20 protein-coding genes and 1 pseudogene are annotated in these 18,058 nt (G+C 64.9%); 9 read left to right on the top strand and 12 right to left on the bottom strand.

Going from position 1 to position 18,058, the window contains the following annotated elements:
• The first annotated feature begins 38 nt into the window (after window positions 1-38).
• From AC5V87_RS21875 to AC5V87_RS21865, 3 genes are read left to right on the top strand one after another with little or no spacing between them, the layout of a single operon-like run.
• A complete protein-coding gene (locus tag AC5V87_RS21875; RefSeq protein ID WP_456838331.1) occupies window positions 39-422 on the top strand; it encodes an Mth938-like domain-containing protein in 384 nt (127 codons plus the stop codon).
• Window positions 419-1,279, top strand: a complete 861-nt coding sequence (locus AC5V87_RS21870) for a phytoene/squalene synthase family protein (RefSeq protein WP_456838332.1) — start codon at window positions 419-421, stop codon at window positions 1,277-1,279. Before AC5V87_RS21875 ends, AC5V87_RS21870 begins: the two co-directional genes overlap by 4 nt.
• Window positions 1,280-1,324: 45 nt before the next feature.
• Complete coding sequence (locus AC5V87_RS21865; RefSeq protein ID WP_456838333.1) at window positions 1,325-2,569, top strand: threonine ammonia-lyase; 1,245 nt, start codon at window positions 1,325-1,327, stop codon at window positions 2,567-2,569.
• Window positions 2,570-2,602: 33 nt separating this feature from the next.
• Here the strand turns inward: AC5V87_RS21865 and AC5V87_RS21860 are convergent, their stop codons facing one another.
• Window positions 2,603-4,156 (bottom strand): winged helix-turn-helix domain-containing tetratricopeptide repeat protein, encoded by a 1,554-nt coding sequence (locus AC5V87_RS21860; protein ID WP_456843331.1) that lies wholly within the window; start codon window positions 4,154-4,156, stop codon window positions 2,603-2,605.
• Between the two features lie 126 nt (window positions 4,157-4,282).
• On the opposite strand from AC5V87_RS21860, the gene AC5V87_RS21855 reads away from it, so the two are divergent.
• Window positions 4,283-4,744, top strand: a complete 462-nt coding sequence (locus tag AC5V87_RS21855; protein WP_456838334.1) for a cupin domain-containing protein — start codon at window positions 4,283-4,285, stop codon at window positions 4,742-4,744.
• 59 nt (window positions 4,745-4,803) lie between these two features.
• On the opposite strand, the gene AC5V87_RS21850 is transcribed toward AC5V87_RS21855, so the two are convergent.
• The 5 genes from AC5V87_RS21850 to AC5V87_RS21830 all read right to left on the bottom strand — a co-directional run bounded on the left by AC5V87_RS21850 (window position 4,804) and on the right by AC5V87_RS21830 (window position 9,519).
• Window positions 4,804-5,982 carry an aminotransferase class V-fold PLP-dependent enzyme gene (locus tag AC5V87_RS21850; RefSeq protein ID WP_495367725.1) on the bottom strand — a complete coding sequence of 393 codons (1,179 nt, stop codon included), beginning with the start codon at window positions 5,980-5,982 and terminating at the stop codon, window positions 4,804-4,806.
• 78 nt (window positions 5,983-6,060) lie between these two features.
• Window positions 6,061-6,615 (bottom strand): CAP domain-containing protein, encoded by a 555-nt coding sequence (locus AC5V87_RS21845; RefSeq protein ID WP_456838336.1) that lies wholly within the window; start codon window positions 6,613-6,615, stop codon window positions 6,061-6,063.
• Window positions 6,616-6,712: 97 nt separating this feature from the next.
• Window positions 6,713-7,807, bottom strand: coding sequence for a serine/threonine protein kinase (locus AC5V87_RS21840; RefSeq protein WP_495367724.1), 1,095 nt, complete (start codon window positions 7,805-7,807; stop codon window positions 6,713-6,715).
• 7 nt (window positions 7,808-7,814) lie between these two features.
• Window positions 7,815-9,242, bottom strand: coding sequence for a methylenetetrahydrofolate--tRNA-(uracil(54)-C(5))-methyltransferase (FADH(2)-oxidizing) TrmFO (gene trmFO, locus AC5V87_RS21835; RefSeq protein WP_495367723.1), 1,428 nt, complete (start codon window positions 9,240-9,242; stop codon window positions 7,815-7,817).
• A 124-nt stretch (window positions 9,243-9,366) separates the two neighbouring features.
• Entirely contained in the window at window positions 9,367-9,519 is a 153-nt protein-coding gene (locus AC5V87_RS21830; protein ID WP_007590701.1) for a DUF1127 domain-containing protein, read from the bottom strand.
• A 460-nt stretch (window positions 9,520-9,979) separates the two neighbouring features.
• Between AC5V87_RS21830 and AC5V87_RS21825 the strand changes: the two are divergent.
• A pseudogene (locus AC5V87_RS21825) lies at window positions 9,980-10,188 on the top strand (hypothetical protein); the annotation flags it as partial.
• Window positions 10,189-10,258: 70 nt separating this feature from the next.
• Here the strand turns inward: AC5V87_RS21825 and AC5V87_RS21820 are convergent.
• Window positions 10,259-11,083, bottom strand: a complete 825-nt coding sequence (locus AC5V87_RS21820) for a lytic murein transglycosylase (RefSeq protein ID WP_456838339.1) — start codon at window positions 11,081-11,083, stop codon at window positions 10,259-10,261.
• 137 nt (window positions 11,084-11,220) lie between these two features.
• Window positions 11,221-12,129, bottom strand: coding sequence for a DUF2189 domain-containing protein (locus tag AC5V87_RS21815; RefSeq protein ID WP_495367722.1), 909 nt, complete (start codon window positions 12,127-12,129; stop codon window positions 11,221-11,223).
• A 332-nt stretch (window positions 12,130-12,461) separates the two neighbouring features.
• On the opposite strand from AC5V87_RS21815, the gene AC5V87_RS21810 reads away from it, so the two are divergent.
• Window positions 12,462-12,863, top strand: coding sequence for a DUF3597 domain-containing protein (locus AC5V87_RS21810; RefSeq protein WP_027559301.1), 402 nt, complete (start codon window positions 12,462-12,464; stop codon window positions 12,861-12,863).
• 74 nt (window positions 12,864-12,937) lie between these two features.
• On the opposite strand, the gene AC5V87_RS21805 is transcribed toward AC5V87_RS21810, so the two are convergent.
• Complete coding sequence (locus AC5V87_RS21805) at window positions 12,938-13,213, bottom strand: GNAT family N-acetyltransferase (RefSeq protein ID WP_456838341.1); 276 nt, start codon at window positions 13,211-13,213, stop codon at window positions 12,938-12,940.
• A gap of 104 nt (window positions 13,214-13,317) precedes the next feature.
• On the opposite strand from AC5V87_RS21805, the gene AC5V87_RS21800 reads away from it, so the two are divergent.
• The gene (locus AC5V87_RS21800; RefSeq protein ID WP_495367721.1) at window positions 13,318-14,256 is read left to right on the top strand and encodes a tetratricopeptide repeat protein; all 939 of its coding nucleotides are present in this window, start codon (window positions 13,318-13,320) and stop codon (window positions 14,254-14,256) included.
• 201 nt (window positions 14,257-14,457) lie between these two features.
• Window positions 14,458-14,856 carry an SPW repeat protein gene (locus AC5V87_RS21795; RefSeq protein WP_456838343.1) on the top strand — a complete coding sequence of 133 codons (399 nt, stop codon included), beginning with the start codon at window positions 14,458-14,460 and terminating at the stop codon, window positions 14,854-14,856.
• A gap of 38 nt (window positions 14,857-14,894) precedes the next feature.
• Here AC5V87_RS21795 and AC5V87_RS21790 read toward each other — a convergent pair whose 3' ends face one another.
• The 3 genes from AC5V87_RS21790 to AC5V87_RS21780 all read right to left on the bottom strand — a co-directional run bounded on the left by AC5V87_RS21790 (window position 14,895) and on the right by AC5V87_RS21780 (window position 16,136).
• Entirely contained in the window at window positions 14,895-15,170 is a 276-nt protein-coding gene (locus tag AC5V87_RS21790) for a GNAT family N-acetyltransferase (RefSeq protein ID WP_495367720.1), read from the bottom strand.
• Window positions 15,171-15,181: 11 nt separating this feature from the next.
• Window positions 15,182-15,694: a DUF3828 domain-containing protein gene (locus AC5V87_RS21785; protein WP_495367719.1), complete on the bottom strand. Its 513-nt coding sequence runs from the start codon at window positions 15,692-15,694 to the stop codon at window positions 15,182-15,184.
• Window positions 15,695-15,776: 82 nt separating this feature from the next.
• Entirely contained in the window at window positions 15,777-16,136 is a 360-nt protein-coding gene (locus AC5V87_RS21780; protein WP_495367718.1) for a hypothetical protein, read from the bottom strand.
• Window positions 16,137-16,446: 310 nt separating this feature from the next.
• On the opposite strand from AC5V87_RS21780, the gene AC5V87_RS21775 reads away from it, so the two are divergent.
• The gene (locus AC5V87_RS21775) at window positions 16,447-18,054 is read left to right on the top strand and encodes an acyl-CoA synthetase (protein WP_456838347.1); all 1,608 of its coding nucleotides are present in this window, start codon (window positions 16,447-16,449) and stop codon (window positions 18,052-18,054) included.
• Window positions 18,055-18,058: the final 4 nt, after the last annotated feature.

The following is an 18,058-nucleotide window of genomic DNA, read 5'->3' as shown; positions in this document are numbered from 1 at the left end:
GAGTTTGCGAGGGTAGTCAGCCCATTCGGACGAGGCTCATGGCCGGCGATCCTAACGCTCCGCATTTCCCGCGCTCGGCGCCGATCGAGGCCTATGGCAAGGGCGGTTTCGCCTTTGCCGGCATGTCGCATCGCGGCTCGCTGCTCTGCCTGCCCGACGCGATCTGGGCCTGGGACGTGACTGATCCTGCCAAGATCGACCGTTACTCGCTGGATCGGGTGTTCGCGGCCGCCAACGGCATCGACACGCTGCTGATCGGCACCGGAACCGGGCTCTGGCTGCCGCCACCGGAGCTGCGCCAGCAACTCAAGGCCGTGAGGGTGGTGCTGGACACGATGCAGACCGGCCCGGCCGTGCGCACCTACAACATCATGATCGGCGAACGGCGGCGGGTCGCGGCCGCGCTGATCGCCGTGCCATGAGCAGCGCCGCGACGTCGGACAACGTGACTTACTGCGCCGATCTGCTGCGCAGCCATGACTTTCCGCGTTATGCCGCGACGCTGTTCGTGCCGGCCGCCGAGCGGCGTGCGCTGCTGGCGCTCTATGCCTTCAACGTCGAGATCGTCCGCGTCCGCGACCAGGTGAGCCAGCCCTTGCCCGGCGAGATCCGCTTTCAATGGTGGACCGATCTGCTCGCGGGCCATGTCCATGGCAGCGCCGAGGGTAATCCCGTGGCGGCGGAGCTGCTCCGCGCGATCCGGGATTTCGACCTGCCGGTCGAGCCGCTGTCGCTGCTCGTCGACGAGCACCAGTTCGATCTCTACAACGATCCGATGCCGACCACGGCGGCGTTGGAAGGCTATCTGGCAGCGACCTCCTCGGCGCTGTTTGCGCTTGCCGCCCGCATCATGGCGCCGCCTTCGGACGCGGCGGAGCATCTTGCCCGCCATGCCGGGCTGGCGCAGGGCATCGCGCAGGTCATCGCGAACCTGCCACGCGATGCGGCGCACCGCCAATTGTTCCTGCCGCAGCAGGTCCTGGCGCGCCACAGTTGCAGCATGGAGGACGTGTTCGCCGGCAAGGAGACGCCGAACCTGCGTGCCGCGCTGGACCAGCTTACGGGCGAAGCGCAGCAGCATCTGGCGACGGCGCTATCGTTGCTGGCCGAGCTGCCAGCCGTGGCGCGGCCGGCCTTTCTGCCGCTCGGACTGGTTCGAGCGGACCTAAAGTGCCTGTCGCAGCCAGCGCGCAATCCGTTTACGCCGCAGCCGGCCTCACGGCTGCGCACTCTGTGGACGCTCTGGCGCGCCTCGCGCTCCCGGGAATTTACCAAATAGCGCCTGGCTTATCGCCTGAGCCCGCCAAATGCTCTATGCTGTCCTATGGCTGAGTTGTCCCAAAGCATGTCCGCCGATCCTGGTGGCTATCCGGTCACACCTCGCGACATCCATGCCGCCGCCGAGACCATCCGCGGCGCCGTCGTCGAGACGCCCTGTAGCTACAGCCGCACCCTGAGCAGCATCTGCGGCTGCGACATCTGGCTGAAGTTTGAGAACCTCCAGTTCACCTCCTCGTTCAAGGAGCGCGGCGCGCTCAACCGCCTCACCGCGCTCACGCCGGAGGAGCGTGCGCGCGGCGTCATCGCGATGTCGGCGGGCAACCATGCTCAGGGCGTCGCCTATCACGCGAGGCGCCTCGGCATTCCCGCCACCATCGTGATGCCTGTGGGCACGCCGATGGTGAAGGTCGAGAACACCAGGCACCATGGTGCCGAGGTGGTGGTCACGGGCGCGACGCTGGAGGAAGCGGCAGCCTTCGCGCGCAGCCACGGCGAGTCCCGCGGCATGATCTTCGTCCATCCCTACGACGATCCGCTGGTGATCGCGGGGCAGGGCACGGTCGGGCTGGAGATGCTGAAGGCCGTGCCGGACCTCGATACGCTCGTCGTCCCGATCGGCGGCGGCGGGCTGATCAGCGGCATCGCCATCGCCGCCAAATCGATCAAGCCGTCGCTGCGGATCCTTGGCGTCGAAGCCTGGCTCTATCCCTCGATGTACAACGCCATCCACGACGGCAATCTGCCGGCGCGGGGTGATACGCTCGCGGAAGGCATCGCGGTGAAGTCGCCGGGCAAGATCACCACCGAGATCGTCCGCGGCCTCGTCCGTGACATCGCGCTCGTCAACGAAGCCGAGCTCGAGCGCGCCGTCGCAACCCTGATCTCGATCGAGAAGACCGTCGTCGAGGGTGCCGGCGCCGCCGGCCTCGCCGCGCTGATGTCCGATCCCTCGCGCTTTGCCGGCGAGAAGGTTGGCCTGGTGCTGAGCGGCGGCAATATCGATACGCGGCTGATCGCATCCGTCCTCACCCGCGAGCTCGCGCGCGAGGGGCGCCTGACCCAGCTGTCGCTCGACATTCCGGACAGGCCCGGACAGCTCGCTGCGGTCGCGGCGCTGCTGGCCGAGGCCGGCGCGAACATCATCGAGGTCTCGCATCAGCGGACCTTCTCCGACCTGCCGGCCAAGGCGACGCTGCTGCAACTCGTGATCGAGACCCGCGACGCCGCGCATCTCGATGAGGTCATGGCGAGGCTCAGTGCATCCGGACTGAGCGCGCGCTGCACGTAAGCGACGTATTGAAACGCCCAACCGAGTTGATCGCTACTCCGGAAGTCCCGCCGCGCGGAGGGCACTCCCAAGCGAGGAAGCCAGGCTGGGCGCGCAATTGACGCCCTGAAATTGACGGCTGTAGCGAAACGTCGGGTGCAGCTCCAGCACCCGCGCAGCCGCCGCCTTCGCGTCCTGCAACCGCCCAAGCTTTACGAGCGCGGCAGTCAATTGCACATAGGTAATGCTGTGGCGAGGATTGGCTTGAACCGAGCGGTAAGCGGCGCGGCATGCCTCTTCATATCGGCCCCGGTGGAAATGCCCCAGAGCCTGGGCGTCGAAGGCGGCGAAAGCCCAGGAATCGAACGGGCTGAGCCGCATGCCGCGTTCGCTCCATTCGATCGCACGGTCGGCGTCCCCGCCCCAGCCGAGCATGACGCTGCCGAGGATGTAGGTCAGAGCCGAGGATGGGCTGATGGCAAGCGCCGCATCGAGCGCGGCAAAGGCTGCGGAGCGATCGTGCCCATCCATGCCAATCGAAAAACCCGCAAGGGTGAGGGCCAGTGCATCGTCCTGGCCGTGAGCGATGGCCGAGCGTGCGTAGCGGATCGAGGCCTCGCGATTGACTTCCTGCAAACCGGCTCGAAGGAACAGGCAATGATAGCACATTGCTGCGTTGCCGTGCGCGATTGCGTAGGCAGGCTCGATCGCGATTGCACGTTCGAGCAGCACGAGCGCCTGTGTGACCTGATCCGGCATGCCGGAATCGACGTCTGGCTGGGCGCGCAGGACGAGATCATAGGCATCCAGGCTGTCCGGCCGCTTGCGCCTGACCCTGTTGATCTCGGCGCGCCGCAGACTCGGTGCGATCGCGCCGACGGTCGACAGAGCGATGTCGTCCTGGAGGGCGAAGATGTCTTCGGACCTGCGATCATAGCGCTCTGCCCATACGTGCATTCCAGTCGATGCATCGATCAACTGGCCTGTAATGCGGACAAGCGTGCCGGTCTTGCGAACACTGCCTTCCAGCACGTAGCGTACGCCAAGTTCGCGCCCGACCTGTTTCACGTCCACTGCGCGGCCCTTGTACGTGAATGTGGAATTGCGCGCGATCACGAACAACCAGTTGATGCGTGAGAGGCCGGTGATGATGTCGTCGACCATCCCGTCGGCAAAATAATCCTGCTCTGGATCGCCACTCAGGTTCGTGAAAGGCAACACCGCAATCGATGGCCTGTCGGGTAATGCGAGCAGCGGCGCCTCGGGAGTGGCGGGCGCGCGATCCGGATCGGACGTGGTCGGAGCCGGCCCGACATAGCGATAGCCGCGGCGCGGCAGAGTTTCGATCCAATGAGCCTCACCGGATATGTCCGCCAACGTACGCCGCACCGCCGCGATCTGGACGGTCAGGTTGCTGTCTTCGACGGCCTGGCCGGGCCAGGCCGCCTCGATCAACGCATCTTTTGCCACCGGCACGCCAGCCCGCCGGACAAGGAGAGCCAGGAGCAGCACAGCGCGCTGGCCGAGAGCAGTCGGCTCGGCACCGTGGAAAAGGATCCCCGCGTCACCATCAAGGCGGAAGGGACCGAATTCAAGCATCGCGGCCATCGCCGAAGAAGGGCACATTTTGTAGGTTTTTTGCAATGTTTTCCGAACCGTTTCACGACTTTCGAGCTCGACTGGGCAACTATGGCGGGGCCGTGAGGAAGGCTGTAACAAGCCATGGAGGGATACATGACCGCCAGACACGTCATCCGCAGGCCCGGCGAGACCAAGGGGGTCATGCTGCGTGGCCAACCAATGGCCTTCCTGGTGACCGGGGAGGACACCCGGCACACCAGCATGTTCGACTGGACGGTCCCGCCAGGATTTGCCACGGGCCTCCACGTTCACCGCGTGCAGGAGGAGACCTTCTACATGCTCGAAGGCGAGTGCGAATGGCACGTGGGCGAGGAGGTCGTGCGAGCCGCGCCCGGGACCTACCTCTTCATCCCGCCGGGCGTGCCCCACAACATCACCAATGTCAGTGACAGGCCTGCCCGCGTTCTCATGACCGTGTCGCCCCCGGGGCACGAACGCTATTTCGAGGAACTGGCCAGGCTCACAGCCAGCGGAACGCCGGACGCGAAAGCCATCAGCGAGTTGCGCGCGCGGTTCGATACCGATCAACTATCTGCGCTGACGGCAAGAACCTGAGATGGGGCCCGCGCGCGACGGCAGATTGGACTGATGCCGATCCGAGCCCGCGTTGCGAGTTATCGACGAGTCAACCCCGCCAGATGTCCGATCAGCCGATCGATCTCGGCTTCCGTGTTGTAGTAATGCGGGGAGGCCCGCACCAGCGGCGGCAGCGCGCGGATTTCGGCGTCGATGCGGGTGCTCGCAGGATCCGAAGCGCCGATGGTGATGCCGGCCGCGGCGGCGCTGCGGACGATGGCATCCGCCTCATATCCCTCCATCGTGAAGCTGACGATGGCGGCCGGCGTGCGGCCGAGGTCGCGAATTGTAATCCCGCGAATGGATGCAAGGCCGGCACGCAGGCGATCGGCGAGCAGGCGGCAGCGCTGTTCGATCGGGCCAAGACTGATGTCGAGGGCGTAGTCGATGGCAGCGCCCAGCCCCAGCCGGGCCGCGTAGTTGTTCTCCCAGGTCTCGAAACGGCGTGCATCGTCACGCAGCCGATATTCATCTCGCGCGACCCAGGGTGCTGCGAAGTGGTCGATCATCGGCGGTTCGAGGTATTGCAGCAGCGCCCGGCGGACGTAGAGAAAGCCGGTGCCGCGCGGGCCGCGCAGGAATTTGCGCCCCGTCGCCGACAGCAGGTCGCAGCCGATGGCTTCGACATCGACCACCATCTGCCCGACGGCCTGGCAGGCATCGAGCAGGTAGGGAATGCCGTGCGCCCGCGCGATCCTCCCGACAGCCGCAGCGGGATTGACCAGCCCACCATTGGTCGGAACCCAGGTGATGGCAATGAGCTTTACGCGCGTATCGATCATGCGTTCGAGCGCGCCGACGTCGAGCTCGCCGCTGGCATCGCTCGGAACCACGTCGACGATCGCGCCGGTGCGCCTCGCGACCTGAAGAAACGCGACATAGTTGGCGGCATATTCCGCCTCCGCGGTGAGGATGCGATCGCCCTTGCGAAACGGCAGCGAGTAGAATGCCATCTGCCAGGCAACGGTCGCGTTCTCCACGAGGGCGATCTCGTCGGGCGCCGCATTCAGCAGGCGCGCGACCGAGCCGTAGACGTTCTCGAGCCGATCGGACTCGCGGTCGGCGGCGGCATAGCCGCCGATCTCTGCCTCCAGGTCGATATGCTGTTTCATCGCTGCGACGACCGTCGCCGGCATGAGAGCCGCGCCGGCATTGTGAAGATAGGCGAGGCGGGAGGCGGCCGGCGTGTCGGCGCGAATTCGGTCGATGTCGATCACTTGCGTCTGCGCCTTTCGCGATCTTCATGCATGAATTAGACGCGGCGAGGACTGCGGGCAAGATGGCCCGGTTTTGCCTCAGATGCAGAGGCTCAGCAGCTTGATGTGGCAGCCGCTGGATTTCGGCTTGCTCGCGGGCGCAGTCTCGCGCTTCACGGCGACCAGCGGCTCCTTGTCCTTGTTCTTCTTCTTGCCTTTTGGCTCGTAATCGCCGGCGATCACCATCGCCCAATAGGTGCGCTTGCCGCTCGCGTTCTTGGCACTGGCGATCCCGACGCGCGAGGCGTTGTGCAGGAGCAGGTTCTTGCGGTGCCCGGAGGAGTCGATCCACTGTCCGAGCGTCTTCTCGAAATTGTCGTAGCCGTAGGCGATGTTCTCGGCGGCGCGACCCGCGCCGGCCGGGGCGACGCGCTTGTTGAATGGACCGAGAGCGTCATGGCTGAGGTCGTCCTTCGCCGCCATCGCGCGCGCCTGGTCCATCGCTATCCGGTCCAGCGTTGCGTCGCGGACGACGCGGACTTCACCGTGCTTGAGGCGGAAGCTCGAGATCTGCTCGGCCGGAGACTCGGCCATGGCCGGGGCGGCCACCAGCAGCAGAAGGCTGGCGATCAGGCCGCCAACCGCACCATGCATCCTCGTCCCCCGCGTCCCCATGATTCCGCCAAGCCCTGCCTTCGTTCGACCGCTTCTCCATCGCTAATGTGGACGCTTCAAGGCACGGCGCCCTGCGCTAGCTCGTTGGCAGGTCCGCCTCGAAATTGAAGCGGTCGCGCAGGTTCTTGCGCTGCTCCAGGATGTCCTTGAGAAAGGCGCGGTCCTGGTCGTTCCTCATCATCGGCTCGATCAGGTCGAGCTGGTTCATGGCGACCAGTTGCAGGATCTCGGTGCGCGGCTTGCCACCGTGATCGCGCGGCAGCGCATGCACGACCTGTATGTGTTCCGGTGGCTTCGGGCCCTTCGCGGCGGTCAGCTCGTTGCGCAGCTGCCCTTCGAGCGTGGCCTGATCCGCTTCCACGAAGGCATAGAGCCCGACGCCCGAGCGGCGGTCGGCGAAGGCGACGATGGCGGTGTCGCGCACGGCCGGGTTCTTGCGGATCAGCTCGGCCAGCACCGGCGCGTCGTTGACGAGCCGGCGGCCGCCGCCCTCGCGGTCGGTGAAGTTGAACAGGCCGCGGGTGATGGCGCGGTAGACCTTCTTGCCGGTCGCAAGCCAGAGGCTCGCGGCAAACGACTTCTTCGCCAGAACCTTGCGCTCGCGCGGCGTCAGCGCCTCGGGCGCGTAGGAGCGCTTGTGCTTGAGCAGGTGCCGGAGGTCTTCATACGCGAGGATCCGATAGAGCCGGCCGCGCCGGTTGAAGCACGCTGCCAGCTGGAAGTCGGTCACATAGGCGCGGCCGTCGCGGCCGACCAGCCAGTTCTGTTCCTTGGCAAGATCATTGTGGCAGATGCCGGCCCGGCGCAGCCGGCGCAGCGCCGCTTTGGCCGAGCGGAAATAGGCGAGGTCGCCATGAGGCTTGGCCAGATGCAGCGCGACGCCGTCGACAAAGCCACGCACCAGCGCGCGGCGTCCGGCCCACAGCAGTTCGGGGCCGACGTTCAGGCCCTTGGCGAGCGACAGCGCGTGCTTCTCGCGCGCGAACAGATGGCGCGCCAGCAGGAACGACCACCAGGGCACCTCGTCGAGCCGGCGCAGCACCGCATCGACCTCGCCGTCGTCGCCGCGGAAGCGGCCGCGCTCGACGGTCGAGAACACGTCGCGCTTGAGCAGCACGCCCTCGGTCCAGCGCGTCGAGAGCGACGCGGCGTCGTCTTTGGGAAGGCTCATCGATAGCTCACGCGGCAGCGGCTATGCGCAGGTGATCGGCGATCCAGCGATCGAGATCGGCGAGCGCCCGTGCACTCATCGCTTGCTTCTTGGCCACCGTCTTCTCGTTGCCGCGCAGCCGCGTGCCGTCGGGCTTCTTCGTCGGCACGCTCGCTAGCGGCGGGAACAGGCCGAAATTGATGTTCATCGGCTGGAACGAGCGGGTGCCCGGCTCGATGGTCTCGATATGGCCGCCGGTGATGTGGCCAAGCAGCGAGCCGAGCGCCGTCGTCGCCGGCGGGCTCGCGAGCGTCTCGCCGCGGGCGTCGGCTGCCGCATAGAGGCCGGCGATCAGGCCGACACTCGCGGACTCCACATAGCCCTCGCAGCCCGTCATCTGGCCGGCAAAGCGCAGCCGCGGCTGCGCGCGCAGGCGCAGCTGGCCGTCGAGCAGCTTTGGCGAGTTGAGAAAGGTGTTGCGATGCAGGCCGCCGAGACGGGCGAACTCGGCCTTCTCCAGACCGGGAATCGTGCGGAAGATGCGCTGCTGCTCGCCGTACTTCAGCTTCGTCTGGAAGCCGACAATATTGTAGAGCGTGCCGAGCTTGTTGTCCTGGCGCAGCTGCACGATCGCGTAGGCTTTCGTCGCGGGATCGTGCGGATTGGTGAGGCCGACCGGCTTCATCGGGCCGTGGCGCAAGGTCTCGGGGCCGCGCTCCGCCATCACCTCGATCGGCAGGCAGCCGTCGAAATAGGGCGTGTTGGTCTCCCACTCCTTGAACTCGGTCTTCTCGCCCGCGATCAGTGCGGCGACGAAGCCGTCATACTGCTCCTTGGTCATCGGGCAGTTGATGTAGTCGGCGCCATTGCCGCCGGGGCCGACCTTGTCGTAGCGCGACTGGAACCAGGCCACCGACATGTCGATGGACTCGCGATGCACGATCGGCGCGATCGCGTCGAAGAACGCGAGCGCGTTCTCGTCGGTCAGTTCGCGGATGGCATCGGCCAGCGCCGCCGAGGTGAGGGGACCCGTCGCAACGATGACGTTGCCCCACTCAGCCGGCGGCAGGCCTGCGACCTCGCCGCGGGCGATTTCGATTAGCGGATGCTCGTTCAGCGCCTTGGTGACGGCGGCCGAGAAGCCCTCGCGGTCGACCGCGAGCGCGCCGCCGGCGGGCACCTGGTTGGCATCGGCCGCGCGCATGATCAGCGAGTCCAGGCGGCGCATCTCGGCATGCAGCAGGCCGACGGCATTGTTGACGGCGTCGTCCGAGCGGAACGAATTGGAGCATACGAGCTCGGCAAGGCCATCGGTGCGGTGCGCTTCGGTCATGCGGATCGGCCGCATCTCGTGCAGCACGACGGGTACGCCTGACTTGGCGACCTGCCAGGCGGCCTCGGAACCGGCAAGGCCGGCGCCGATCACGTGCACGATGTTGGAGTGGGGTCCTGTCATGGGGCCGACAGGTAGCGCTTTTCGGCGGAGAGTGGAATCGCCGAGATCGAGTTTTCTGCCATTGGAAACGACAACGCCCGCACGAGGCGGGCGCTATCGGTTGGTCCGGTAGGGCTGAACGATATCAGCCCTGATACTGACCGGCGGCAACGCGCGGGATGTCCGAGCGATCAAGGCCGATGTCGGCCAGTTCGCGATCGCTGAGCTGGGACAGCTCGGCAACATTGCGCTGATAGTCCCGGAAAGCCTGGATCATGCGGATGAGCGAGAGCAGCATTGGTAGTCTCCTGTAGTTCGATTCAGCCTTTGCCGAGGCATCATCGTTGAAATGAATATAGGTGAGAGTGGTGCAGTGCGAAAGTTCCGATGTTGCGACGCAGCTAATCGTGTAATGCATAGCGCTGTTAACGGACGATTAACCCGGAGGCAAGCTTGCCCAAGGCGTGGGCGAGCGAGACGCAAGACGGTCATAAACATCCGTGAATACACGGCCTTATGATTACAATCGCGGTTCCCTCCAGGAGCGAAATAGGTCGTATTCCCCTGCTGAGCAAGGCGACCAACCAGCTACTGGACCCAAGTCTCGCATGCGCGAATCGCATGTGTGGCGCTCTCAAGAAATAATGAATATTAGTTCATTATAAGCAGCAGGTTTGCAGGAGCAAGCAACAGCGCGATCGGGACGCCAACCACCGATTCGCCAGCTCTCTGGCCGGTAGTCATGGAGCGTCAAGGAACCGGCCCAGGCCGCCAAGCACGCCATGGGCGGCTGCAACTCGGCCAATCTGGAAAAGACCGAAACTGCGATCGAAGCCATCGCCGATGGCGACAGCAAGTTCATCGCGCAGAAGGAGATCGCGGCGGCGCGGGACGCGCTCATCAATGGCAAGATGGGTGCATGGGCTCGGATCTCAACAAGGCGATGCACGCCACCATGGGCAAGTAAACGCAGCCAAGAGAGGGCCGGTCGCCTTATCGATCGGCCCTATGCGTCGAGGATTGGCTGCCGAGCATTATCAAGGAGCGTGCGCGAGCTGAGTGGCGAAGTACGCCACGGTCTTGGAGTAGACCTCGCTTTTGTTCCATTGCTGGAGCACCGCGAAATTGGGGCTGCCGGGCTGCCAGTCCTTACCCTTCTGCCAGCCATAGCCGGCGAGATAATTGGCGGTGGAGGCGAGCACGTCGGGCGCATTGTGCAGGAGATCGCGCTTGCCATTGCCGTCGAAGTCGACGGCGTATTTCAACCAGGACGATGGCATGAACTGGGTCTGGCCGAGCTCGCCGGCCCAAGCGCCCTTCATGTCGCCGGGGGCCAGATCGCCGCGCTGGACGATGCGCAGCGCATCCATCAGCTCGGCGCGAAACTGCTCCGAACGCCGGCAGTCATAGGCCAGCGTCGCCAGCGAGCGGATCGTGGAGAACTTGCCGGTGTTGACGCCGAAATCGGTCTCGAGCCCCCAGATCGCGACCAGCACCTCGCCGGGCACGCCGTAGGTCTGCTCGATGCGCGAGAGCACCGAGCCGTACTGCTTCATCATGTTGGAGCCGCGCGTCATTCGCGGCGGCACCATGCGGCCGGAAAACTCTTCAAAAGTCTGGGTGAAGACCTTTTGCGACTTGTCACGGTTGAGCACGCTCTGATCGAGCGTCACGCCCGCAAGCGCGGCGGCAATGGCCTGTTGCGAGATGCCTTTGGCCGCGGCTTCGGCTTTGAAATCGGCAAGCCAGGCCTCGAAATTCCCAGAGCCGCAGGGGACCGCGGCGAGCGCTGGCTGGGCGGACAGGATGGACGCGGAGAGGGCGAGGGCTGCGAGAGCGAGACGAGAAATCGTCGGGGTCATCAGATGAAATAGATTCCGTGAAGTGATCTGACCGGCAGGCGCAATCTCGATTCTAACCGCGGCCAAAGCAAGGCGTATGACAAGTTCGCGGATCCTGCCCGAGCCGGGCTCGGGCAGGATCGCGTGTCACGATGCCGTCAGGCGTCCGATCTGTTACGCCAGGGGAAGAGGTTGGCGGGGAAGTCGGCGGCCGGCTTGCGCGGACGATGCGGCGGGGGTGGCACCGGACGCGAACCGGGCTCGGAGGCGATCACCTTGCGATAGAGATGCCAGGTGGCGTGGCCGAGCAGGGGGATCACAACGGCAAGGCCAAGGAAGGCCGGGATCGTACCCAGCGCCAGCAGCACCGCCACGATCAGACCCCACGCGGCCATCGGCGCCGGGTTCTTGGCGACGACGCGGAGCGAGGTGACCATGGCCTCGAACGCGCCGGCATGGCGATCGAGCATGAGCGGGAACGACACGACGCTGATGCAGAGCGCGGCGAGGGCGAACAGGAAACCGGTGCCGCAGCCGACCACGATCAGCCACCAGCCTTGCCGGGTGGTCAGCACGCGCGTCATGAAATCGGAGATTCCGGTCACGCCTTCATAGCCGAACGCCGAGACATAAATGGCCTGCGCGGTCGCAACCCAGGTTACGAACAGAGCGAGCAGCAACGTGCCGAGGCCGAGCATGGCGCCGAACGAAGGCGAGCGCAGCACCTCCATGGCATCCCAGGCGCTCGCTTCTTCACCGCGTTCACGCCGGCTGGAGAGCTCGTAGAGACCGATCGCCGCAAACGGCCCGATCAGCGCGAAGCCGGCGGCCAGGGGAAACAGCAGCGGCAGCACCGAATAGCCCATTACCACGCGGGCGAGCACGAGGCCCAGCACCGGATAGATCACGCAGAGGATGATGGCGTGGCTCGGGACCGCCTTGAAATCTTCCCAGCCGCGCTTGAGCGCATCGTGCAGGTCGGAAAGTTGGATGGTTCGGATCACCGGTCCAGCCGCATCAGTGGGCTGGGCCATCGTTGGGACATTGCCCTGGTAGAATGTGGCCATGATCGCTAGCTCCCTTGCCGGGCGACCGCATCCGGCGCCGGCAACGGCGCAAGCGGCCGCCATTCTCTGAGTTGCGCGATCCCGACCAGACGCGAATTCCGGAAGGCATCGCGAGCTGAACCGGAAGCGTACGCCGATTTCCGAGTCATGTCCCTCATGCTTGGGTGAAATTTGATGCCGCAGTGCAACCTCGATGATGTCATTCGGTCGTCATTTCGCCGCAGATAAGCTGATGCTGCTGGTTCGTTCGCAGGAACGCGGGCGCAACGCGGTAATTTCGTCTATAAGTGCCACTCAAGGCCCTTCCAACGGATCCTTTTCGGGGAGCAGACATGAGCATTTTCGGGAAAATCATGGGCGCGATTTTCGGCAGCCATCCGGCTGCCGCCGCACCCGCAGGCAGCGCACCGTCGCCCAGCGCGCCCGCGAGCGCCGCGCCGGCTGGATCGGCGCCTGCTGCCGCGCCGGCGGCAACGGTCGACGTCGCCGCGATCGTCGACAAGGCCGCGGCCGCGCACAAGGGCGAGAAGCTGGAGTGGCGCACCTCGATCGTCGATCTCATGAAAGCGCTCGACATCGATTCCAGTCTTGCCGCGCGCAAGGACCTCGCCAAGGAGCTCGGCTATAGCGGCGACATGAACGACTCGGCCAGCATGAACGTCTGGCTGCACAAGCAGGTGATGTCCAAGCTCGCCGCCAATGGTGGCAAGCTGCCGCCGGAGATCAAGCACTGACAGCGTGATCGGACATCGCCAAGGGTCTGACAAGGAATTGAGAAGGGCCCGCGATCTCGCGGGCCCTTCTGCTTTCAGGCGACGAGGTCGGCATCTTCCGGATGCCGTTCGAGATAGTCGACGACGAAGCCGCAACCGGCGATCACCTTCTTGCCATCGCGGCGGATCAGGTCGAGCGCGCCCTTGACCAGCTCGGAGGCGATGCCGCGGCCGCGCAGCGCACGCGGCGTCTCGGTGTGGGTGATGATCACCGCCGACGGGGTCAGCCGGTAATTGGCGAAGGCAATCTCGCTGCCGATATCGAGCTCGAAGCGGCTCCTGTCCTTGTTGTCACGTACTGCTGCCGCCATGCCAAATCCTTCCGAAGCGCCGTGTGTCCCTTGATCTAGGCGTTTGAACCGGCCCTTGCCAGGATGCGACCAAGGGAGGTTGCCGTAGGGGAGGTATCCGGAAAATGCGTGTCCCGCTCAGTTTGATGGCGTTGCTCCTTGGCGCGCTTGCTTCGACGGCGCCGCTGCCGGCCGCAGCCGAAGGCGGTCCTGCCTGGGACGCATGCGTCGGGCCGACCAGCACGCCGGAGGAGCGGGTCAAGGCCTGCTCGACCGTAATCGAGACTGGGAGCGAGAGCGGGCACCGCCTCGCCGGCGCCTGTTGCAATCGCGGCCATGGTCTCACCGAGAAGCGCGAGCTCGATGCCGCGCTGTCCGATCTCGACGAGGCGGTCAGGCTCGCCCCGGACTATGCCTGCGCCTACAACAATCGCGGACGCCTCTACAGCTTCAAGCGCGACTACGATCGCGCCATCGCCGACTACGACCAGGCCATCAAGCTCGATCCCTCGCTCGCGCTGGCCTACAGCAATCGCGGCGAATCCCGCTACAACAAGGGCGATCTCGACGGCGCCTTCGCCGATTTCGACGCCGCGATCAAGCGCGATCCGAACTATGCTACGGCCTATACCAATCGTGCCTTGGTCTACTACCGCAGGCACGACGTGGCGCATGCGCTCGCCGATTACACCATGCGGATCAAGCTTGCACCCAGCCTGCTCGCCTATATAGATCGCGGCAATGTCTATCGTGACAGCGAGCAGCTCGACCGCGCCGCCGCCGACTATGGCGAGGCGATCCGTATCGCGCCGACCGACGCGCGCGGCTGGCGCAATCGCGGCATGATCCGGCTCTACCAGGGCGACGACAAGGGCGGTCTTGCCGACTACGACAAGGCGCTGCAATACGATCCCTCGGACGTGTTTTCGTGGAACAATCGCGGCCAGGCCAAGCTTCGGCTCGGCGACAAGCAGGGCGCGATCGCCGACTTCAGGACGGCGCTGGAATTCAAGCCCGGCCTGCCGGTGGCGCGCGAGGCCCTGCAGAAGCTCGGGGCTCCGTAGCCCCGGTTCAGTATGAAGCCCTGAGCAGCGAACGTCGCGCGCCCGACGAAAATAATCCTCGTCATCGCTCTTGCGCGGTCGTCGACGGTTCCCACGTCTTTTTGAAGGACATACGCCCGAATGCGGCCGGCAGGGTTGCTAGACATTCGGAGTGTCATGATCGCCAGCCGCCGACGTATGCCTCTCGTGTAGGAGGGTACAATGTCGGAGTTTGGTTTCTTGAATGTTCATCGAACATGGGAAGACTGGTGCGGCATGCTGCTCGGCGCATTGATTGTCATTTCGCCGTGGTTTCCTGTCCAAGACGAGTTAGAGGTCGCCGGAAGAGAGGCGATGATCCTGAACTCTGTCGCAGTTGGCCTTCTCGTGTTCGGCATCAGCCAGCTTGAGTATGTTGCGCTGCAGCGCTGGCAAGAGGTGACGACGATCCTGATCGGGCTGTGGCTCATCGCCTCGCCCTATATCCTCGGCTATTCCGGCGAGGGCTTTGTCCGCATCTACCACACGAGCCTCGGCGCGGTGACGGTGCTCCTCGGCATACTCCAGCTGTGGCAAGATTGGGATCTGACTGATCAGGACATGCTCAAGCATGGGCAATAGGGCCCGTCGGCAGGTCCGTCAGTAGCGAGCCTGCGCGCTTATCGCTTCACCAGGTCCTGATAGTCCGGATGCTTCTCGATCCACGCCTTTACGAACGGACATTGCGGGATCAGCTTCAAACGGGCAGCGCGGACCTGGTTGAGCGCGCCTTGCACCAGCTTTGAGCCGACGCCCTTGCCGCCGAGCTCCTTCGGCACGTCCGTATGCTCGAAGGTGATGACGTCGCCGTCGAGCTTGTAATGCTCGGTCGCAAGATGGCCCTCCACCTCGAGCTCATAGCGGTGATGGGCCTCGTTGTTGATGACATCGCTCATGTCGTCTCCGGTCAGCTCTTCAGCGAGTCCGTCAGCATCTTGCGGATCGACCAGGCTTCCCCGTCGGAGGAGCCCTTGATGTCGTCGATTTTCCAGCCATTTGCCTCGCGTACGAAGTCGTAACGCACGATCTGGTCGGCCGGTTTCCGGTCGTTGCGATGGCCGGTGATGGTCACTGCGACCGTCGCTTTGTCCGCTTCCATCTTCTCAGCGTCCAGCTTGAACGATTTCACGTCCGGTTCCTGCGAATTGGTGACGGGATCGAAATCGACCGGCCCGACGTCGCCCTTCGGCGTGTGCGCATCTGCCTTGGCCCACAACGCGACCAGCGCCTTGGAGAGGTATTTTGACTTCGCCGCCTTGTTCTCGATGACGAAGGCGGCGCCGCCATCGCCCTTGCCCTTGGCGGCGCGGGTATAGATCGCGGTCAGGATGGCGACGGGATCGCTGGGAGCGGTCTCGGCGAAGGCCGGGGCGATTGCGGCAAGCAGAGAGGCGGCGACGAAGGTCCGACGGGTCAACATGGAACGTCCTTGAGATGGGGCGCGACAATAGGCCGGAGTGGCCGGCGCGTATCTCTGTAGACCAATGGAGCGGCCGTTCGGTTCAATCACTCGCCTTGGCGAGCCTGGAGTCTTCCGGCTGCGGCTGTTGGCGGAGGCAACCCTCGCAAATGACGAGGGAGCGGTTGATCCTGGCGTCCTGCTCGGCCTCGATGCCGTCCTGCGCCTGCCACCATTCCCGAGAATAGGGCTGAAGCCCGGCTTGCGATCTGGTGCGCTCGGAGCTCGCGGAGCGCGCAACATGCAATGAGGCAGAACGCGGCTGGTTGGGATTCTCGCCGGCCCCATCCCAGGCGTAGCGCGCGGGCTTGAAGGCTGGATCGGGTGCGAGTTGGGCTTGCGGGGCGACGGCACATCCGGCGAGCGCCAGCGACAACAGGAGGAAGGCGGGCGCTTTGACCATGATGCGGCACTCTGTACGCGAAGACTGAGCGAGGTTGCGCTGACCATGTTTAAAATTCCATGAACGATCGTGCCCGCGCGGCCGACAAACGCGGCGCCGCGCGCGCCATCCGCCTCGATCTGCCCGGCAGCCATTGCGGCGGTCTCGGCGTGCAGGCCCATGTCAGGGCGATCACAGCGGCGCGTTCGCATTCACGCAGCCGTAGGGCAGGCGCGCGGCCGGCGGTCTTGCTACCTCGCTGGCGATGGCGATAAATGGGCTCTAATGAGCGGGCGGCGAGTGCACGGTCCGCTACCGAAGAGGAAGCCCGATGCAGCCCCTGCGCATGTCCCGCCGCGTCATGAATCTCGCTCACATGCTGACCCAGAATGCGCGGCGGCATGGGGCGCGGACAGGCTTCGTCTGGCGTGACAGATCCTGGACCTGGCGCGAGATCGATACGCAGGTGTCCGCGCTGGCCGCAGCGCTCGCCGCGCGCGGCATCTCGAAAGGCGACCGCATCCTCGTCCATTCCAAGAATGGCGACGAGATGTTCTTCTCGATGTTCGCAGCGTTCCGGCTCGGGGCCGTCTGGGTTCCCACCAATTTCCGCCTGATGCCAGACGAGGTCAGCTATCTCGCCGAGGCCTCCGGCGCGAAGGCATTTTTGTGCCATGTCGATTTTCCCGAGCATGCCACGGCGGTGAAGGGTGGGGCGCTGGAGTTCACCTGGAGCATCGAGGGCAGCAGCGCGTTTGGCGAGACGTCGGTCGCGGAGGCTATCGCATCCAAGGCGGGCAGCGCGGTCGAAAACGTTGCGGTCGAGCACGACGATCCCTGCTGGTTCTTCTTCACTTCCGGAACCACCGGCCGTTCCAAGGCTGCGGTGCTGACCCACGGCCAGATGGGCTTCGTCGTCACCAATCATCTTGCCGATCTCACTCCCGGCGTCACGGAAGCGGATGCCTCGCTGGTGGTGGCGCCGCTGTCGCATGGCGCCGGCGTGCACCAGCTGGTGCAGACCGCGCGCGGCGTCTGCACCGTGCTGCTGCCGACCGAGAAGTTCGACATCGACGAGGCCTTCCGTCTGATCGAGAAGCATCGGGTCGCCAATCTCTTCACCGTGCCGACCATTTTGAAGATGATGGTCGAGCACCCCGCCGTCGACAAATACGATCATTCCTCGCTGCGGCACGTGATCTATGCCGGCGCGCCGATGTATCGCGAGGATCAGAAGACCGCGCTGAGGAAGCTCGGCAAGGTCATCGTGCAGTATTTTGGATTGGGCGAGGTCACCGGCAACATCACGGTGCTGCCCGCCGCGTTGCACGATGCCGAGGATAGTCCGCATGCCAGGATCGGCACCTGCGGCTTCGAACGCACGGCCATGCAGGTGTCGATCCAGGACGACGAGGGCCGCGAGCTCAAGGCGAACCAGAGCGGCGAGATTTGCGTGATCGGCCCCGCGGTGCTCGCCGGCTACTACGACAACCCCGAGGCCAATGCGAAGGCGTTCCGCAATGGCTGGTTCCGCACCGGCGATCTCGGCCACATGGACGAGGAGGGGTTCGTCTACATCACCGGCCGTGCCTCCGACATGTACATCTCCGGCGGCTCCAACATCTATCCGCGCGAGATCGAGGAGAAGATCCTGACCCATCCCGCGGTTGGCGAGGTCGCCGTGCTCGGCGTGCCCGATGCGACCTGGGGCGAGGTCGGCGTCGCCGTCTGCGTCGCGCGCGAGGGCGCGAAGCCGGTGAGCGAAGCCGAGATGGCAGCGTTCCTCGGTCCGAAGGTGCCGCGCTACAAGATGCCGAAGCGGTTCTTCTTCTGGGAGGCGCTGCCGAAGTCCGGCTATGGCAAGGTGCCGAAGCGTATGGTGCGCGACGAGCTCGAGGCGCGCGGGCTGCTCGACCTCGACAAGACGAAGGCGGGCTGAGCGG

The organism is Bradyrhizobium sp. SOJA106 (assembly GCF_059448745.1).
Note: the sequence above shows the minus strand (reverse complement) of the source record. Positions and strands in the feature narration are given on the sequence as shown.

Excerpts from the sequence above, each read along its gene's own strand:
- AC5V87_RS21875 (WP_456838331.1), top strand. The coding sequence starts at position 39 with ATGGCCGGCGATCCTAACGCTCCGCATTTCCCGCGCTCGGCGCCGATC.
- AC5V87_RS21870 (WP_456838332.1), top strand. The coding sequence starts at position 419 with ATGAGCAGCGCCGCGACGTCGGACAACGTGACTTACTGCGCCGATCTG.
- AC5V87_RS21865 (WP_456838333.1), top strand. The coding sequence starts at position 1,325 with ATGGCTGAGTTGTCCCAAAGCATGTCCGCCGATCCTGGTGGCTATCCG.
- AC5V87_RS21860 (WP_456843331.1), bottom strand. The coding sequence starts at position 4,156 with ATGGCCGCGATGCTTGAATTCGGTCCCTTCCGCCTTGATGGTGACGCG.
- AC5V87_RS21855 (WP_456838334.1), top strand. The coding sequence starts at position 4,283 with ATGACCGCCAGACACGTCATCCGCAGGCCCGGCGAGACCAAGGGGGTC.
- AC5V87_RS21845 (WP_456838336.1), bottom strand. The coding sequence starts at position 6,615 with ATGCATGGTGCGGTTGGCGGCCTGATCGCCAGCCTTCTGCTGCTGGTG.
- AC5V87_RS21840 (WP_495367724.1), bottom strand. The coding sequence starts at position 7,807 with ATGAGCCTTCCCAAAGACGACGCCGCGTCGCTCTCGACGCGCTGGACC.
- trmFO (WP_495367723.1), bottom strand. The coding sequence starts at position 9,242 with ATGACAGGACCCCACTCCAACATCGTGCACGTGATCGGCGCCGGCCTT.
- AC5V87_RS21830 (WP_007590701.1), bottom strand. The coding sequence starts at position 9,519 with ATGCTGCTCTCGCTCATCCGCATGATCCAGGCTTTCCGGGACTATCAG.
- AC5V87_RS21820 (WP_456838339.1), bottom strand. The coding sequence starts at position 11,083 with ATGACCCCGACGATTTCTCGTCTCGCTCTCGCAGCCCTCGCCCTCTCC.
- AC5V87_RS21815 (WP_495367722.1), bottom strand. The coding sequence starts at position 12,129 with ATGGCCACATTCTACCAGGGCAATGTCCCAACGATGGCCCAGCCCACT.
- AC5V87_RS21810 (WP_027559301.1), top strand. The coding sequence starts at position 12,462 with ATGAGCATTTTCGGGAAAATCATGGGCGCGATTTTCGGCAGCCATCCG.
- AC5V87_RS21805 (WP_456838341.1), bottom strand. The coding sequence starts at position 13,213 with ATGGCGGCAGCAGTACGTGACAACAAGGACAGGAGCCGCTTCGAGCTC.
- AC5V87_RS21800 (WP_495367721.1), top strand. The coding sequence starts at position 13,318 with ATGCGTGTCCCGCTCAGTTTGATGGCGTTGCTCCTTGGCGCGCTTGCT.
- AC5V87_RS21795 (WP_456838343.1), top strand. The coding sequence starts at position 14,458 with ATGTCGGAGTTTGGTTTCTTGAATGTTCATCGAACATGGGAAGACTGG.
- AC5V87_RS21790 (WP_495367720.1), bottom strand. The coding sequence starts at position 15,170 with ATGAGCGATGTCATCAACAACGAGGCCCATCACCGCTATGAGCTCGAG.
- AC5V87_RS21785 (WP_495367719.1), bottom strand. The coding sequence starts at position 15,694 with ATGTTGACCCGTCGGACCTTCGTCGCCGCCTCTCTGCTTGCCGCAATC.
- AC5V87_RS21780 (WP_495367718.1), bottom strand. The coding sequence starts at position 16,136 with ATGGTCAAAGCGCCCGCCTTCCTCCTGTTGTCGCTGGCGCTCGCCGGA.
- AC5V87_RS21775 (WP_456838347.1), top strand. The coding sequence starts at position 16,447 with ATGCAGCCCCTGCGCATGTCCCGCCGCGTCATGAATCTCGCTCACATG.